At 32.8% G+C, this 15522-nt stretch carries 17 protein-coding genes; 8 read left to right on the top strand and 9 right to left on the bottom strand.

Annotated elements, in window-relative coordinates; genetic code table 11:
• Nucleotides 1-303 precede the first annotated feature (303 nt).
• Nucleotides 304-981, top strand: a complete 678-nt coding sequence (locus tag ACR1PN_RS18505; RefSeq protein ID WP_433981232.1) for a YceI family protein — start codon at nt 304-306, stop codon at nt 979-981.
• A 214-nt stretch (nt 982-1195) separates the two neighbouring features.
• On the opposite strand, the gene ACR1PN_RS18500 is transcribed toward ACR1PN_RS18505, so the two are convergent.
• The 8 genes from ACR1PN_RS18500 to ACR1PN_RS18465 all read right to left on the bottom strand — a co-directional run bounded on the left by ACR1PN_RS18500 (nt 1196) and on the right by ACR1PN_RS18465 (nt 7172).
• Complete coding sequence (locus tag ACR1PN_RS18500; RefSeq protein ID WP_433981231.1) at nt 1196-1831, bottom strand: ABC transporter ATP-binding protein; 636 nt, start codon at nt 1829-1831, stop codon at nt 1196-1198.
• Complete coding sequence (locus ACR1PN_RS18495; RefSeq protein WP_433981230.1) at nt 1818-2729, bottom strand: hypothetical protein; 912 nt, start codon at nt 2727-2729, stop codon at nt 1818-1820. The genes ACR1PN_RS18500 and ACR1PN_RS18495 overlap by 14 nt, the downstream gene beginning before the upstream one ends.
• Nucleotides 2730-2897: 168 nt before the next feature.
• Nucleotides 2898-3635: an SDR family NAD(P)-dependent oxidoreductase gene (locus ACR1PN_RS18490; protein WP_433981229.1), complete on the bottom strand. Its 738-nt coding sequence runs from the start codon at nt 3633-3635 to the stop codon at nt 2898-2900.
• Nucleotides 3636-3820: 185 nt separating this feature from the next.
• The gene (locus tag ACR1PN_RS18485) at nt 3821-4393 is read right to left on the bottom strand and encodes a Crp/Fnr family transcriptional regulator (protein WP_433981228.1); all 573 of its coding nucleotides are present in this window, start codon (nt 4391-4393) and stop codon (nt 3821-3823) included.
• Between the two features lie 85 nt (nt 4394-4478).
• Nucleotides 4479-5297: a DUF2314 domain-containing protein gene (locus ACR1PN_RS18480; RefSeq protein WP_433981227.1), complete on the bottom strand. Its 819-nt coding sequence runs from the start codon at nt 5295-5297 to the stop codon at nt 4479-4481.
• Between the two features lie 154 nt (nt 5298-5451).
• Nucleotides 5452-6363 (bottom strand): hypothetical protein, encoded by a 912-nt coding sequence (locus tag ACR1PN_RS18475; protein ID WP_433981226.1) that lies wholly within the window; start codon nt 6361-6363, stop codon nt 5452-5454.
• Nucleotides 6364-6402: 39 nt separating this feature from the next.
• Nucleotides 6403-6735 carry a hypothetical protein gene (locus tag ACR1PN_RS18470; protein ID WP_433981225.1) on the bottom strand — a complete coding sequence of 111 codons (333 nt, stop codon included), beginning with the start codon at nt 6733-6735 and terminating at the stop codon, nt 6403-6405.
• 8 nt (nt 6736-6743) lie between these two features.
• On the bottom strand, nt 6744-7172 hold the full coding sequence (locus ACR1PN_RS18465; protein WP_378181463.1) for a DUF4268 domain-containing protein: 429 nt from the start codon (nt 7170-7172) through the stop codon (nt 6744-6746).
• A 164-nt stretch (nt 7173-7336) separates the two neighbouring features.
• Here ACR1PN_RS18465 and ACR1PN_RS18460 point away from each other — a divergent pair, with 164 nt between their 5' ends.
• The 6 genes from ACR1PN_RS18460 to ACR1PN_RS18435 all read left to right on the top strand — a co-directional run bounded on the left by ACR1PN_RS18460 (nt 7337) and on the right by ACR1PN_RS18435 (nt 12191).
• Nucleotides 7337-7744, top strand: a complete 408-nt coding sequence (locus tag ACR1PN_RS18460) for an RrF2 family transcriptional regulator (protein ID WP_378181466.1) — start codon at nt 7337-7339, stop codon at nt 7742-7744.
• Between the two features lie 87 nt (nt 7745-7831).
• Entirely contained in the window at nt 7832-8524 is a 693-nt protein-coding gene (locus ACR1PN_RS18455) for a phosphoadenylyl-sulfate reductase (RefSeq protein WP_433981224.1), read from the top strand.
• 25 nt (nt 8525-8549) lie between these two features.
• Complete coding sequence (gene cysD, locus ACR1PN_RS18450) at nt 8550-9458, top strand: sulfate adenylyltransferase subunit CysD (RefSeq protein WP_433981223.1); 909 nt, start codon at nt 8550-8552, stop codon at nt 9456-9458.
• Nucleotides 9459-9520: 62 nt separating this feature from the next.
• The gene (locus ACR1PN_RS18445) at nt 9521-10762 is read left to right on the top strand and encodes a sulfate adenylyltransferase subunit 1 (RefSeq protein WP_433981222.1); all 1242 of its coding nucleotides are present in this window, start codon (nt 9521-9523) and stop codon (nt 10760-10762) included.
• A gap of 23 nt (nt 10763-10785) precedes the next feature.
• Complete coding sequence (locus ACR1PN_RS18440) at nt 10786-11670, top strand: sulfite exporter TauE/SafE family protein (RefSeq protein ID WP_433981221.1); 885 nt, start codon at nt 10786-10788, stop codon at nt 11668-11670.
• A 230-nt stretch (nt 11671-11900) separates the two neighbouring features.
• Nucleotides 11901-12191 carry a putative quinol monooxygenase gene (locus ACR1PN_RS18435; protein ID WP_378181481.1) on the top strand — a complete coding sequence of 97 codons (291 nt, stop codon included), beginning with the start codon at nt 11901-11903 and terminating at the stop codon, nt 12189-12191.
• A gap of 81 nt (nt 12192-12272) precedes the next feature.
• Here the strand turns inward: ACR1PN_RS18435 and ACR1PN_RS18430 are convergent, their stop codons facing one another.
• On the bottom strand, nt 12273-13106 hold the full coding sequence (locus tag ACR1PN_RS18430) for a T9SS type A sorting domain-containing protein (RefSeq protein WP_433981220.1): 834 nt from the start codon (nt 13104-13106) through the stop codon (nt 12273-12275).
• A 275-nt stretch (nt 13107-13381) separates the two neighbouring features.
• On the opposite strand from ACR1PN_RS18430, the gene ACR1PN_RS18425 reads away from it, so the two are divergent.
• On the top strand, nt 13382-15520 hold the full coding sequence (locus tag ACR1PN_RS18425) for a TonB-dependent receptor plug domain-containing protein (protein WP_433981219.1): 2139 nt from the start codon (nt 13382-13384) through the stop codon (nt 15518-15520).
• Nucleotides 15521-15522 lie beyond the last annotated feature (2 nt).

The raw sequence follows: 15522 nt of genomic DNA, 5'->3' as shown, positions 1-15522 counted from the left end.
TGAGGTAAAATCCATTTTTCCAGTTTATCTTTGCTTATGAGTTCCAGATTTTAGTTCTTTTTTTTTGCAACTCTAAATTGCTAATTTTCTGGAAACTCTTTTTCTAAAAAAGTTTAAACAGGCTTAATATTAAATTTTCTCAATATCGCAATTTCCGAATCTTTTTTATAATTTTAATCTTTTCTTATCCTATGATAATGATTTGAATCATGTTTTTTTCGGAGGTTTGCAGAGTCAAAACAATAAAATAAAAGTTTTGAGGTTTATTAAAACAATAATCGATAATAATTAAATACTAAAAAAATGAAGAAAATTGGCGTAATCGCTTTAGCAGGTTTAGGTTTGCTTCTTGCATCATGTGGAGATAAAAAAACTGAAGCTGCTACAGCAACACAGGAACAAACGGTAGCTGAAAAACAAGGAAATGTTTTCACAGTTGATGTGGCTGCTTCTAAAGTAAACTGGAAAGCTTTCCACAAAGGTGGTTTTGCTCCACGTTGGGGAACTCTTTCTGTAAGTACAGGAGAATTATCTGTTGCTGACAATCAATTGGCATCCGGAGAATTTGTAATTGACATGAAATCTTTAAAGGTAGATCCGGCTTCTGTAACTGAAAAAGATAAAAAATATACAGACCTTGAAGGTCACCTTAAAAATGCAGATTTCTTCGATGTTGAAAAACATCCAACTGCTGATTTCAAAATCACTAAAGTTGAAGATCTTGCAACTCCGGGCGCAGATGCTGTAGCGGGAGCTAATAAAACAGTAAGCGGTAACCTTACGCTTCTTGGAAAAACAATGAACGTAACTTTCCCTGCAAAAGTGGACATCATTGATAAATCTGCAACTTTGAAAGCTCAATTTACTGTAAACCGTGCTGATTGGGGAATCAAATTCGGAACTGACGAAACTGATCCTGCAGAGTGGATGATCAGCAAAGACATCGAAATTGCTATCGACGTAAAAGCTGACCAAAAATAATCAGCAATTGCTATAAATATAAAGACATCTGTAGAAATGCAGATGTCTTTTTTACTTTATTAAACTGTCAATTTACATTGCTCCAGAGGAGCAAAACCTGTATAGAATCGAATTTTGGATTAATGATGGCGCGCTCCGGAGGAGCGAAACCTTTGTAGAAAAGAGATTTAAGGTCTTACATAAGCTCCGTAGGAGCGACACATTTTGATATATTCTAAAATTTAAAATGTCGAAGTTTTTCAAAATTATCTTTTTCAAAAATATTGCTGATTTTTCCGTTTTCTAAAGTGACGATTCTGTCGCAGGTATGAAAAAGAGTTTCAATGATATGCGAACTGATAATCACAGTTTTATTGTTTTGTTTTAATTCTAAAATAATATCGTACAATAAATGAACGCCTTCAAAATCAACTCCGTTAAATGGTTCGTCTAAAATATTGATCGGTTTATCAAGCATCAACATTCCGATCAAAGCCAGTTTCTTTTTCATTCCACTTGAATAATACTGCACAAATTTATCCATCGGAAGCTGAAATTTCTCAGCCAATTCAATAGTTTTTACAAGCTTTTCTTTTGAGAAATAAGAAAGATATTCTTTTCCGGTAATGTAAGGATAGAAATAGTTTTCCGTTTCAAGGTAAGAAATGTTTTCACGAAGAAGATTTTTACTTTGCCATAAAATTTCGCCACTGTATTTCTGACTTTGATATAAAGATTCAAACAAAGTTGTTTTTCCGGCTCCGTTTTTACCAAGAATACCCAAAATTTTTCCTTCTTCAATTTCTAAATTTAAACTCTGAAGAACATGTTTATCTTTAAAACTGACCGACAGATTTTTAATTTCCAACATAATTTTTAATGTTTTGCTGAGCTTCTTTGCTATTTAAACGAATCATAATAAAAGCGGGAATAATCAACATGCTGTATGCGAAAAATTCAATAAACACCGCAATGCTGAAGTAACTTGACTTTTCATGATGATGATAAACTTTATACTTTCTTGTAATAATCAATAAAAAATAAAGATTCATAAAGAAGATGTAGTAGAGCAAATATAGATTTTCGTTAAAATTGATGATTAAAAAAGTAATGTAAGTGGGTAAAAGAAGCGAATTGAAGAAAATCAAATTTTTATAAATTTTATCTTTAAAACTTATCTTTTTAAAATAAACTTCAAGCATTTCTTTGTTCTCGTTATTTTCATAAACGTGAGAAAGATAATCAAGAAGAAAAATTCCGCCTAAAATCAGACTTGCAGGATAATAAGCCGAAGCGATTATAATGACGTACGTGAAAATAAACATCCATGTATTTTTTCTGAGATAGCTTTTCCATTCAAACAGATCATTTGAAATAAAATTCCATTGAAGTGTAGGAAAAGGTTTTGATTTTGGTTCTAAAAAGCACAATAAGATCAATGCTCCTAACATCATTAAACCGAATTTTTCAATTTTATAATTGATATTTGTCAACAGAAAAATAAAATAAATAACGGCCGATTCAAGAAAAATAATGAATCTCCAATTACTCACGAAAATTTTTCTGAGAAAGGGAATATCTTTTCTATTAATATGAAAAACCAATGCTAAAGAAAAGTAGAGTAGCGGATATAGATATGCTTTCGGAAATTCAACAATCATCAATGCACCAAAAACCAAAATTACCGGCAGGCTGACTTTCGGATTAAAATTAAAAATCCTGAAACTCTGATTAAATCTGAACTGGAAATGTTGGTAAATTTTATGCAATGAAATTTTTTTTATTTAAAGATGAATAAATCCGTTTAACTCTTCATTCATAGTTATTTTAAACAGCCAAAGATATAAAAACACTTCAAAATATCACTAAATAAGGAGAATTTAGAAAACAAAAAAGAGAAACTTGAAAGTTTCTCTTTTATAAATATTATTTTAAAATTACCATGGACTGATTCCTGTTTCATCTTCAATATCATTGCTGAAATATTGTCCGGTCGGAGCATTTTCGTCCGTTAAAGTGTGTTTAATAATAAATGAAGCCGCACTTTTAACAGAACCAGAACCACTATGATGATTAAAATCTGTCGCTGTGTATCCGGGATCAATCACATTTACCTTGAATTGCGATTCTCTCAATTCATAAGCTAAAGCGATGGTGTAAGCATTTAAAGCTGATTTTGACGGACCATAAGCTGCTCCTTTTACATGGTAATATTTCCAGTTTGGATCACTGTGTAAAGTTAAAGAACCTAATCCTGAAGTAATATTACTGATTCTCGGCTGTTCAGATTTTTTTAGTAAATCTAAAAAAAATTGAGTGACACTGATTACTCCAAAGAAATTGGTGTCAAAAACTTCCTGAATGTCTTTTATAGACGTTTCAATTGCGGTTTGCGGATTGATTCCCAATATTCCAGCATTATTGATAAGGATATCCAGTTTTCCTTGCTCGTTTTCGACAATGTTTTTAGCTTTTAGAATTGATTCAGGATCCGTAACATCAATTTCTATTGCTTTGATATTTTGAAATCCTTCTTGATTTAATTCTTTTACAACTTTTTCGCCTCTTGCAAGATTTCGGCTTCCTAAATAAACGAATAATCCTTTTTCTGAAAGTTGTTTTGCGGTTTCTAAGCCGATACTTCTGTTGGCTCCTGTAATTAATACTGTTTGCATTTTGTATGTTTTAATAATGGTGTAAAATTCCGCCATTAAAACAACGTGACATTTGCCATTTGGCAAAAAGAGAAGGTTTTGGTTGAAAGCAAAAAAACTTGAATTTGGAAGTTTACGTAATTAAGTATTCAACTAAAGAAAAAACCAAACAGTGAATCAATAAAATCCATCATCCAACATCCATTTTATAGCCGAATCCCTTTCCTGATTCTGCTTAAAGAAGACTGAGTAACTCCTAAATAGGAAGCAACATACGAAAGCGGAATTCTGTTAACCGTAGTCGGATAAATTTCAAGAAATTTTAAGTATCGTGTTGTTGCATCTTCAGAAACAAGCGGACTTCTTCTTTCTACTTTTTGAATCAAAGCTCGGGAAATAATTTTGTGAACAATGGCATCAAAACCAACGATTGTCTGTAAAAGTTCGAGCCAGTCTTTTCTTTCAAAAACAATCATTTTACAATCAGTAACTGCTTGAACATAAGCACTCGAACAGATTTGGTTGTCGAAACTTTCCAAATCTACGACTAGATTATTTTCTTCAATGAAATATTTTGTAATTTCTTCACTTTGATTATTGTAATAGCAAACGCGAAGAATTCCGTCCACAACAAAACCAACTTGTTTCGCAATTTTCCCGGCTTCTGAAAAATACTCTTCTTTAGAAAAATTAATTTCAGTTGCTTTACTGGTAATAAAATCAATTTGTTGTTGATTAAGATTTCCAAATTTTAAGATAAAATCAAATAATTCTTTCATGAATGCAATTTAGCTAAAGAAATTTTGACAGCATTTGCCATTTGGTAAAAAATAAAAGAGAAACCCGAAAGTTTCTCTTTATAAATTAGTTTTCCAAAATAGGAATCAAATGTTCCCAATTCAGCTGTTTTGCATAATCTAAAGGTGTCTTCCCTTTATTTGTTTTTAAATTTTTATCTGCTCCGGATTTGAGAAGAACTTCCACTGAACTTAAATTTCCGGCAATTGTTTCTCTGTGTAAAAGCGTAAATCCATCTTCATCAATATTGGTAAGCTCAGCAGGATAATCATTTAAAAACGTCACAAAACTTTCTTTCATATTTTTACTCATCGGATGTTCGATGAGGTTTTCAGGCTTATCTTTTTGTTCGTAGACTACTTCAATTTCATTAAAATCTCCAAAGTCAAGTTGCCATGCTTCATCATGGTCATTTCTTTCAGACTCCGACATATCGCTACGCATTTTTTGAATGGTAAATCCGCCGTACGCTTTCGGAATAGGTTCTGATGACGAAGAAAATAGCTTTGAAAGTCCTTTGTTTTTTTTCTGAGCAGGAATCATTGCAAAGAGCCAATCACTGATTTCATTCAAAGGAATTTCAAAATAATCACCGGGTTGTATTGTGGTAAGATTGTTTGGTTCGTTAATTAAAAATCCACTAACAGTATCTCCATCGAAATGAATATCATTCAGCCACATATGTTCTACAATTTCTTCTCCTGAATCGGGATGTTTCTCTGAAAACTGTGCTTTTACACACGCTAAATTCATGGCAGGAATGATTCTTCTTTGCTCCCACGAAATTTCTCTCCAGAAATATTTAAAGGTTTTACGTGCATTTTCATATGCTGCAATCATTTTTGGGTCGGTTCCGTCCGAGAAAATAAACGAGTTGTTTTCCATTGTATTGTAAAGATTTGTGATTTAGTTTGGAATGAACACCAAAAAACATTCTACCTAAAAGCTTTATGAATAGATAGATTTAATGTTTTGAATTACTAAAATACAGAAATAAATTAAACATAAGTTTAATTTTATTTATTTTAAAATTTTTTAACTATAAATTTTCCAAATCTTTCAGAAGATTTTCGGGGTTGTATTTATAACCTTCTGGAAGTTCTGAATTGTTGTTAAGAAAATATTCAAAATATAAAGGAGGTAAGCCTAGAGATTTTCTTCTTTTATCAAGATTTTTTATATCATCGTACGTTTGGTTCATACTCAATGTGCCAATTCCGCCAAGCTCATAAATAGCGGGAGCTTGTAAATTACTTGTAGAATTATCAAATTCTTCAAAATCAACAAAAAAATCTTTATTCACATTATCTTTTTCAATTTCTTTCTGAAGAAATGGTTTGAAGAAGTTCCATACAAAATTGTTTTCATTATAAGAGTCACGATGATGCCATAGTAAGACCCATGCTCTTGGTTCCCAACCATATTTTATGGTAAGCTCTTTCAGTTTTGTAATATTTACAGAGTCTACCTTATCAGATAATTTTAGAAAAGTATTTTCTTCTTCTCTTATAAGCTGATCTTTAGCAATAAGATTCTGAATTTCCATGTATGCTTTCGGATTTTTCAGTTCTCTGAAATATTGGTTTTCGAAATCATTATATTGATCCAAAACCTCTTTCATTTCTTTAGAGTCTTGATATGGTTTTAAACTTTTATATTCTTTTATAAAATCCAAAGGAGCCTGCTGCTTAGTAATGCTTTTAATTAGAAGATTTTTAGCAGTATTTTTTTTATCGAGTTTAAATGCAATAGAAGCCGCACTGAGATAATCGTAGCTATTTATCTTGGAATTAAAATCTATGGCTTTTAAATAACAGTCAAGAGCTTTTTTATCATTTTTCAGATGAGCGTAATATTGTGCTAAATAGATTTGCTTTTGTGATTTGAAAACGTTTTGAGCTGAAATTAAAGGGAATACCAATAGAATGAGTAATGGAATAATCTTTTTCATAAGTGTGTTTTTTGTTTTTAAATTTATTAAAGTTTTCTTTTATATTGAGTTTTCTTTTTTCATAAATTCAATCCATTCTTTCAACAGTATTTTTAAATCAATGAGTGGAATCGTAAAATCATTATTAAAAATTGCATTTGGTGGATCAAATCGTAATTCACTAAATCCAAAATCAGGTAGAAAAATTTCATCATAATATTCATCCTTTAAAACTGCGTCAATTTCTTTTATTAAATAAGGAGATTCTAATCTAAATGTTTGAAGCAAATCTGCGGCACAGTATGACCCTGGAATTGTAGAATATTCACACCTAAAGTCATTATAGTTTTTAAGAATAACTCTTTTAAAAGTAAGACCATATTTTTCAGACATTTTCATAACTAAACATCCTTTATAAAATCCTCGAATTCATAATAAAACCTTTCAAAGCCATCCATCTTTTCAACGAAGAATTCAAAAGCTTCCTGCCATGTGTTTTTATTGAAAACAGAAATTCCCTCTTTTTCAACCCAGATTCTGCTGATGACTTTACCGTTTTCCAGTGTGTAAAATTCTTCTTTATGGAAATCTCCGATGTAATCTTTTAACATATCTTCAAGCGACCAGATTTTATTGTAATAGGCATCTCTGAAAACTTCATCTTTCATTTCAATATCCAAAGAAACCTCGGCTTTTTTCTTATCAGCATAAAATTTAAAAGAAAAATCTTTGATTTTAGTATCGTACAAAATCCATTTCCTCGGAAAAGATTTCCCAAAGGCCGTCCAAAATTCTTTCTTTAATTTTTGAGCTTCTTCTTTACTAAACATAAGGCAAATTTAAGTAAAAAGAGCCAAGTAAAAGGCAAAAGAAAGAAGTATAAGAAATTCAAATTTAGTAACAATTCCTTATAAACTTTTGATGTTGCTATCTCGCTTGGCTCTTTTTACTTTTGCCTTGTTTCTTTACCAAAACTTTTCCTATTTTTGCTGAAATGCTGTCTAAAAAATCTCAATATGCTTTTAAGGCGCTTTCATATCTCGTAGAAAAGAGAAATGATGGCCCGATTCTTATTTCAGAAATCGCAGAACACAAGAAAATTCCGTTGAAATTTCTTGAAAATATCTTGCTCGAACTGAAAAAAGCAGATATTCTCGACAGTAAAAAAGGAAAAGGAGGTGGTTATTTTTTTAAGGAAGACCCACAGAATGTAAAACTGGCAAAGATTATCCGTTTAGTAAACGGTCCGATTGCACTTTTACCTTGTGTGAGCCTGAATTTCTACGAAAAATGTGAAGATTGCAACGAAGAACACTGCAGTTTGCATGACGTTTTAATTGAAGTAAGAGATGCATCGCTCAAGATTCTGGAAGAGAAAACTTTGCTGGATTTAATCGATTAAATAAATCATAAATTTCAAATTCATAAGTCTACTTATTTGGTGGGATAATATTTTTGTTCGATATTTGCTGATATCAAACAGAAAATTATGTTTTCAAAAGAAGATATAAATACCTTACAACAGCTTAGTTTAGAAGACGGATTACATTTTATTTCATCTAAAATTTCTGAAGGAGTGGTATTTTCAACTTCGCTTGGTCAGGAAGATCAGGTGATCACCGATGTTATTTTTAAAAATGATTTGCCGATTAAAGTTTTCACTTTAGATACCGGTAGACTTTTTTACGAGCATTACGATTTACTTTCAAAAAACAATTCACGTTACAAGAAAAAAACAGAAGTATATTTTCCTGAATCTTCCGATGTAGAAAAATATGTCGTTGAAAAAGGAATCAACGCGTTCTATCATTCCGTAGAAAACAGAAAGGAATGTTGTTTCATCCGAAAGGTAAAACCTTTAAACAGAGCTTTAGAAAATGCCAAAGTCTGGATTACCGGACTTCGTGCGGAACAATCGGAAAACCGTGAAAATATGCCGATTTTGGAATGGGATGAAGAAAGAAATTTATACAAATATAATCCACTTATCAATTGGACCTATCAGGATGTTTTAAATTATTTAGAACAGAATAAAGTTCAGGAATTGGCTTTACATAAAAAGGGTTTCATCAGTGTTGGTTGTCAACCTTGCACACGAGCAATCTTGGAAGGCGAAAATCCTAGAGCCGGACGTTGGTGGTGGGAAACTTCACAAAAAGAATGCGGTCTGCATTCACATTAATTCACATTTAATCTTTTAAATCATAATGAGTGACTATAAACTAAATTATCTCGAACAGTTAGAGGCTGAAAGCATTTACATCATGCGTGAAATTGCGGCTCAGTTTGAAAAACCTGCCTTGCTTTTCAGTGGCGGAAAAGATTCGATTACGTTGGTTCATCTGGCTAAAAAAGCTTTTGCTCCGATGAAAATTCCTTTTCCTTTTGTGCATATTGATACGGGACACAATTTTCCGGAAGCACTGCAGTTCAGAGATTATTTTGCCGAAAGTCTTGGTGCCAAATTAATCGTTCGAAAAGTAGAAGATACGATTAAAGCTAAAAATTTAACCGAACCCAAAGGAAAATTTGCTTCAAGAAACTGGTTACAAACCCATACATTATTAGATACAATTGAAGAATTTCAGTTTGATGCCTGTATTGGCGGAGCGAGAAGAGATGAAGAAAAAGCAAGGGCAAAAGAGCGTTTTTTCTCAGTTCGTGATGAGTTCGGACAGTGGGATCCGAAACTTCAGCGTCCCGAATTGTGGAACATCTACAATGGGCGAATCAATAAAGGCGAAAACGTAAGAGTTTTCCCGATTTCAAACTGGACGGAACTCGATGTCTGGAATTATATTAAGAAAGAAAATATTCAGCTTCCATCAATTTATTTTGCTCACGACCGTGATGTGATAGAATATGACGGACAGTTGATTGCCGTTTCAGATTTTATCCAAATTGATGAAAATGATACAATTGTCAATAAGAAAGTTCGTTACAGAACCGTTGGTGACATGACTTGTACTGCCGCCGTTGAAAGTTCAGCTGAAACATTGGATGAGGTTGTGAACGAAATTACGGCTTCGAAAATTTCCGAGCGTGGTGAAACCCGAATCGACGATAAAGTAACAGAAGCGGCGATGGAAGACAGAAAAAAAGGAGGATATTTTTAATATAAATGATGAGCGATAATTGATCAATGATCATTCATCAATTATCATTAATAAATAAACTTATGGACATACTAAGATTTATCACCGCAGGAAGCGTAGACGACGGCAAAAGTACGCTGATCGGAAGACTTCTCTACGACAGCAAAAATATACTTATTGACCAGCTTGAAACGTTGGAAAAACAGTCAAAAAATAAAAACGAAAACGGAATTGATCTTGCGATTTTAACAGACGGTTTGAGAGCTGAAAGAGAGCAGGGAATCACGATTGATGTCGCTTACCGGTATTTTTCGACACCAAAAAGAAAATTTATTATTGCAGATGCTCCGGGACATATTCAGTACACCCGAAATATGATTACGGGAGCTTCTAATTCTCAATTGATTGTGATTTTGATTGATGCAAGACAAGGTGTGATTGAGCAGACCAGAAGGCATTCGATTATTGCGTCATTACTAAAAATGAAAAACGTTGTGGTTGCCATCAATAAAATGGATCTCGTTGATTACTCTGAAGAAGTTTTTAATGATATTAAAGCACAATACGAACTGGTTGCTCAAAAACTGAAGTTGGAAAACGTTAATTATTTTCCAATTTCGGCATTTCATGGAGATAATGTTGTTTCTAAATCTAAGAAAACCGATTGGTATGACGGAGAAGCACTTTTAGACTTTCTTGAAAATGTAGAAATTAACAGAAATCAGGAAAATGAAAACCCAAGATTTCAGGTGCAGTATGTGATTCGTCCACAAACCGATGAACTGCATGATTACAGAGGTTACGCCGGAGAAGTGATTTCGGGAATTTATAAAAAAGGAGATGATATTACTGTTCTGCCACAAAATATTCAGACCAAAATTTCAAAAATTGAAACAGGAGGAAGAGAGGCAGATTTTGTCTTTACCAATCAACCTGCGGTAATTCATATTGAAGATGATATTGACATCAGTCGTGGAGATTTTTTAGTGAAAACCAGTCAACAACCCAAAGTTAAAAATGAATTTGAAGCTGTTGTTTGCTGGCTCGATAAGAAAGAACTGAATGAAGGCAACAAATATTTTATTCAGCATAAAAGCAAAACTTTAAAAGCAATTGTAAAAGAGATTGAATATAAAATCGATGTCAATACTTTAGAGCAAATTCCAATTACAGAAAGCATTAAGCTGAATGAAGTTGTTAAATTGAGATTAAAAACTGCGTCGCCTTTGGTTTTTGATAGTTTTGAAGAAAGTAAATCAACGGGAAATGCCATCTTGATTGATGAAACGAGTAATTCGACAGTGGGGGCGGTAATGATTTTATAGGTTTTGATTAAACACTTGATGATATGGTAATTACTCCGAAAATTCAGTTCAGACTTAATGTACTTCTGATAACCGTTGTTGTTTTGGTTATTGCATTTCTTTCGCTTTATAGTTTAGGATATTTAGATGAACTTCAGGTTACCCTCGCCAAAGATAATTATATTTTTTACTGGATGCTTTTGGTAGGAGTTTTTGCCGAAATTGTTGCAGGCTCAATGGGTATGGGGTATGGCGTAATTTGTACGACAACACTTTTGTTTTTGGGAATCCCGCCGCATGCGGTAAGTGCAAGTATTCATTCTGCGGAAAGTTTTACAACGGCAGCCGGAAGCATCAGTCATATCAAGCTGAAAAATGTGAGTAAAAGTTTGGTTAAAAAATTAGCCATTCCTGCCGTCATCGGAGCCATTCTCGGAGCTATTTCTCTGACTTATTTGGGTGAATATTATTCTAAAATTACAAAAACTGTCATTTCTTTTTACACTCTGTATCTTGGTTTTAAAATTTTCTCAAATGCTTTTAAGCCAAAACAGAATAAAGCTTTAAAAAGAAAAACAAATCTCACGAGATTGGGCATCATTGGCGGTTTTATCGATTCTTTTGCCGGTGGAGGATGGGGACCGTTGGTTACGGGAACTTTAATAAAAAATGCTTTTACTCCAAGGTTTGCGGTGGGAAGTTCGACGGTTGCTAAATTTATTTTAACGATTACCGCTGCTGTAACTTTCTTTTTTACTTTAGGAATTCAGCATTGGAATATTATTCTCGGACTTCTAATTGGCGGAATAATTACCGCACCATTTTCCGCAATGCTGACTGCCAAACTTCCTGTGAAAAGTATGTTTGTCGTCATCGGGATTTTAGTAATTGTAATGAGCTCAATCACGATTTTTAAATCGGTTTTTTAATTCAAGATTTAAAATTTAAAGTTCAAGCTTTAGCTTGTCATCTGAATGTATTACAAACATTAGCTGAGTGAAACGTCTTTGCGAACGGAAAATATACAAGCTGATATTAAAAAAACTTTGCGCCCTTTGCGTTTAAAATAAAGACATTATCTTTTTTTGTGAAAAATTTAGCAGAATTGTTTTTAAACTAAAATCAAAAATAATTTACATTTACAGCCTAAAAATAACACATGAATTTACATATTGTTGCGCTGTTCAGATTTAAAGAGAATCATTTGATGGAAGCAGTTGAATTATTTCAGACCTTAGTAAGAGAAACTAGAAAAGAAGCAGGTTGCCTTCAATACGACCTTATCGAAGACAAAGACAACAAAGGAACTTTTTTTCTTGTTGAACTGTGGGAAAGTGTAGAGCATCACAATGCACACAACGGAACAGATCATTTAATGGAATTCAGAAAAAATGCTTCTAAAATCTCTGAAGAATCAGCCCAGGTTTATAAAGGATTTAAAATCTATTAATTATTTTGCTAGATGCTAAAAATTCAAAAGGCAGTTTCATCATTTTTGAAACTGCCTTTTTATTAGAAAAAATAGAAAGTATTAATTTTTGATAAATTTCGATTTCTGAATTTTACCATCTTTGGTTTTGATTAAAACAAAATAAACTCCGGTTTGGATGGTGGTGATGTCGAATTTATTATTTTCTACAGCTCCCTCTGCAATTCTTGAGCCTGTCGCTGAATAAATTTCTATGGATTTAGGGCTTTCTTTTCCTACAAACTGTAACGCTGTATTCTGATTGTTGATGACGAATCTGATTTGACCAGATGATTTTTTAATATCAGATGTTGCCAAAACCGATGAGGTATTGTATTTGATATTATCAATTGCTAAAGCAGCATGCGAAACACCTGAACCGGGAGCCCCCATTAACTGAGGGTTTCTGAATCTGAAAACAATGTATTGCTTTGTAGAAGCTGGTATCGTAACTGGAGTAATTGCTGGTGTATTTGTCGCTGTAAAAGTAAAAGTTTGCAAAAGCTCATAAGAAGCCGGAACACCGTTGTTTGGAACAAGATTTTCCGGATTGTCTACTAATCCTATTTCAAGAGTGGATCCACCTGTAGGAGTTGCAGTAAAAATTACTTGTTTAGTGCCGTCTGGAGCAGTAATCTGTGGTGAAATTAAAAAAACATCCGTGCTGGTTGAGCCTGCTGCATAAAATTGAGCATATTTATTACCACTACCTTGATCTACGTAAACAGTATGCGGTGCACTGGCAAGAACTTTTTTAGTCCATCCGTTTACAAGGTTGTTATAGTTTGCAGGAGTAGATATTACAGCACTTTCAAAGTTCTCATCAATTGTTGCTACTTGAGCATTGGCATTTACAGCTGAAAATAGTAAAGTTCCGAAAAGTAGTTTTAGTTTCATAACTATTTATTATTTAGAATTATTCTACAAAAATATATATTAATTTTTAAACATTCTAAATAAAAATATGATTTTTATCTTGTTTAGAATTTTCTATTGAAATTAGCCATAAAAATTAGTGTGTTAATATATTGATTACTAATATTTTGTGATTATTAAATATTGTACTTTTATTAAATCTTTAACAAATTTATTAAAACAGTAATATATTTATTGGTGTATTTATTTTTAACTATTCTAAATAAAACATATATTTGTCGAAAATTTTAGAACTCATGAAGAAGAAAGTGCTCTCTGTCGTTTCATTATCTGCTGTTTTTTGGATCAATGCTCAGGAAAGAGATTCTCTCAATCAGAAAAAAATAGAGGAAGTCGTTATTACAGGTCAGTACACACAGCAGTCTATTAATAAATCAATCTATAAAGTTGAGGTAATTGATGTAATGCAGATCAAAAATATGGCAGTAACGAATGCAGCAGAAGTTCTTAATCAAAATCTTAATATTCTTGTTGAGCCTAATTCCGGAACCGGAGATTCTAATGCGAATATTTTAGGACTGAACGGGCAGTATACAAAAGTTCTTATTGATAATATTCCTGTTGTTAGTGATCAGGGAATGGGCAACCTCGTAGATCTTTCAAAAATCAATGTTAATAATATCGAGAGAATAGAGATTGTAAAAGGTTCGATGGGTGTAGAGTACGGGAATAATGCTGTTGCTGGAGTCATCAATATTATTACGAAGAAAAATTATTCTAAAAAGTTTAATGCTCAAATCAGCTTACAGGAAGAAACTGTAAATAAAGATTATGACTGGTTCAAAAAAGGCGAAGGAAGGCATCTCCAAACTCTTAATTTAGGATACAGAATTTCAGATCATTGGACGGTTACCGCAGATATTAACCATAATGATTTTCAGGGATATAAAGGAAATTTGAGAGGGTATAAATATCTTAATAAAGGCGATGAAAAACTTCGCGGCAATGAATGGCTTCCAAAAGACCAACTGATCACAAATGCGGCGATTCGCTATGCTAAAGGTAAAACCTCTTTGTTTTATAAAATAAATTTTTTGACTGAGAAAATAAATTTTTACGATAACAATTTAACCGATCTTCCTCTTGGTAATGGTAACAGAACATACACTGCTAATGATGTAGACTATTTTACAACCAGATGGATTCACCAGTTTAATATTCAAACGACAATAGGTTCAAGAATTCACTATAACGGAGATTTTTCTTACCAGACTCAGGAAAGAAAATCACAAAATTATATCTATGACGTTCCAAACAGACAGGTACTTTCGAAAGAAGATAAATCTACGTTCTACGATTCAAAAATATTTTATTCCAGAGGGATGTTCAGTAACTTCGTGAACAGTGAGAAAATTAATTTCCAGTTGGGTTATGAATTAGATCATACAAGTGGTTTTGCTGCTGCTTCTACATTTGAATCTAATAATAATGGGATCAATATCAACAGAACAATTTTTAATTATGCAAATTTCCTTTCTGCCGAATGGAAAGTAAATGACAAGCTTTCTCTTCGTCCCGGTGTAAGGTTAGCCCTGAGTGATAAATTTGATTCTCAGTATAATTATTCGGTAACAGCTAAATACAATACATCACAGAAATCTGATCTTCGTGCGGTTTTTGGTTCTGCCAACAGGTTTCCTACCTACGATGAGCTGTATACCTATGTTGTCGACAACAATCATGACATTAGAGGAAATGAAAATTTAAATCCTGAAACCGGTTATTCTGCAGGATTATTCTGGGATTATAATACTGTGAGTTCTGCTGACTGGAAGTTTAATTTAAGTCTTTCAGGAATGTACCTTGACGTAAAGGACAGGATTGAAAATGTTATTATAAATAATCAGCCTCTTCGATTTACTTATCTCAATGTAGATAATTATAAATCGATGGTTTTTGGAGCAGGAATAAATCTTGGAAAGAAAAACTTTTCAATCAACACAGGAGTTTCCGTAATGGGAATTTCACAGAGCTTAAGTACAGGCCAGGTAAGCTCGCCAACAGATTATAATTATTATGCTGAAGCTAATGTGGGAGCGAATTATACGCTAGACAAAACAAAAACCTTATTTGCTTTATACTACAAATATACAGGTAAAAGAAAGCAATATACCCATAGATCTTCAATGAATATTTCTACAGATCCGGGACAGTATGTTCTTGGTGAAATGGAAGCTTTTAACATGATGAATTTTACAGTAAGCCAGCCATTTTTCAATAATCATTTTGAAGTAAGTGCCGGTGTGAAAAATATATTTGATGTTTCATCTATCAGAAATACTGTTCTTGCAGGTGATGCTCACACTGCGGCCACCGGAAATCAAAATCTTTTCTATGGAAGAAGCTATTTTGTTCGATTAAATTATAATTTTTAAAT

The organism is Chryseobacterium sp. RLHN22 (assembly GCF_051011795.1).
GTDB classification, from domain to species: domain Bacteria; phylum Bacteroidota; class Bacteroidia; order Flavobacteriales; family Weeksellaceae; genus Chryseobacterium; species Chryseobacterium zhengzhouense.
This window is presented reverse-complemented; position numbering and strand designations above follow the sequence as displayed.

Excerpts from the sequence above, each read along its gene's own strand:
- ACR1PN_RS18460 (WP_378181466.1), top strand. The coding sequence starts at position 7,337 with ATGCTGTCTAAAAAATCTCAATATGCTTTTAAGGCGCTTTCATATCTC.
- ACR1PN_RS18465 (WP_378181463.1), bottom strand. The coding sequence starts at position 7,172 with ATGTTTAGTAAAGAAGAAGCTCAAAAATTAAAGAAAGAATTTTGGACG.
- ACR1PN_RS18430 (WP_433981220.1), bottom strand. The coding sequence starts at position 13,106 with ATGAAACTAAAACTACTTTTCGGAACTTTACTATTTTCAGCTGTAAAT.
- ACR1PN_RS18485 (WP_433981228.1), bottom strand. The coding sequence starts at position 4,393 with ATGAAAGAATTATTTGATTTTATCTTAAAATTTGGAAATCTTAATCAA.
- ACR1PN_RS18500 (WP_433981231.1), bottom strand. The coding sequence starts at position 1,831 with ATGTTGGAAATTAAAAATCTGTCGGTCAGTTTTAAAGATAAACATGTT.
- ACR1PN_RS18455 (WP_433981224.1), top strand. The coding sequence starts at position 7,832 with ATGTTTTCAAAAGAAGATATAAATACCTTACAACAGCTTAGTTTAGAA.
- ACR1PN_RS18435 (WP_378181481.1), top strand. The coding sequence starts at position 11,901 with ATGAATTTACATATTGTTGCGCTGTTCAGATTTAAAGAGAATCATTTG.
- ACR1PN_RS18470 (WP_433981225.1), bottom strand. The coding sequence starts at position 6,735 with ATGTCTGAAAAATATGGTCTTACTTTTAAAAGAGTTATTCTTAAAAAC.
- ACR1PN_RS18505 (WP_433981232.1), top strand. The coding sequence starts at position 304 with ATGAAGAAAATTGGCGTAATCGCTTTAGCAGGTTTAGGTTTGCTTCTT.
- ACR1PN_RS18445 (WP_433981222.1), top strand. The coding sequence starts at position 9,521 with ATGGACATACTAAGATTTATCACCGCAGGAAGCGTAGACGACGGCAAA.
- ACR1PN_RS18440 (WP_433981221.1), top strand. The coding sequence starts at position 10,786 with ATGGTAATTACTCCGAAAATTCAGTTCAGACTTAATGTACTTCTGATA.
- cysD (WP_433981223.1), top strand. The coding sequence starts at position 8,550 with ATGAGTGACTATAAACTAAATTATCTCGAACAGTTAGAGGCTGAAAGC.
- ACR1PN_RS18490 (WP_433981229.1), bottom strand. The coding sequence starts at position 3,635 with ATGCAAACAGTATTAATTACAGGAGCCAACAGAAGTATCGGCTTAGAA.
- ACR1PN_RS18475 (WP_433981226.1), bottom strand. The coding sequence starts at position 6,363 with ATGAAAAAGATTATTCCATTACTCATTCTATTGGTATTCCCTTTAATT.
- ACR1PN_RS18425 (WP_433981219.1), top strand. The coding sequence starts at position 13,382 with ATGAAGAAGAAAGTGCTCTCTGTCGTTTCATTATCTGCTGTTTTTTGG.
- ACR1PN_RS18480 (WP_433981227.1), bottom strand. The coding sequence starts at position 5,297 with ATGGAAAACAACTCGTTTATTTTCTCGGACGGAACCGACCCAAAAATG.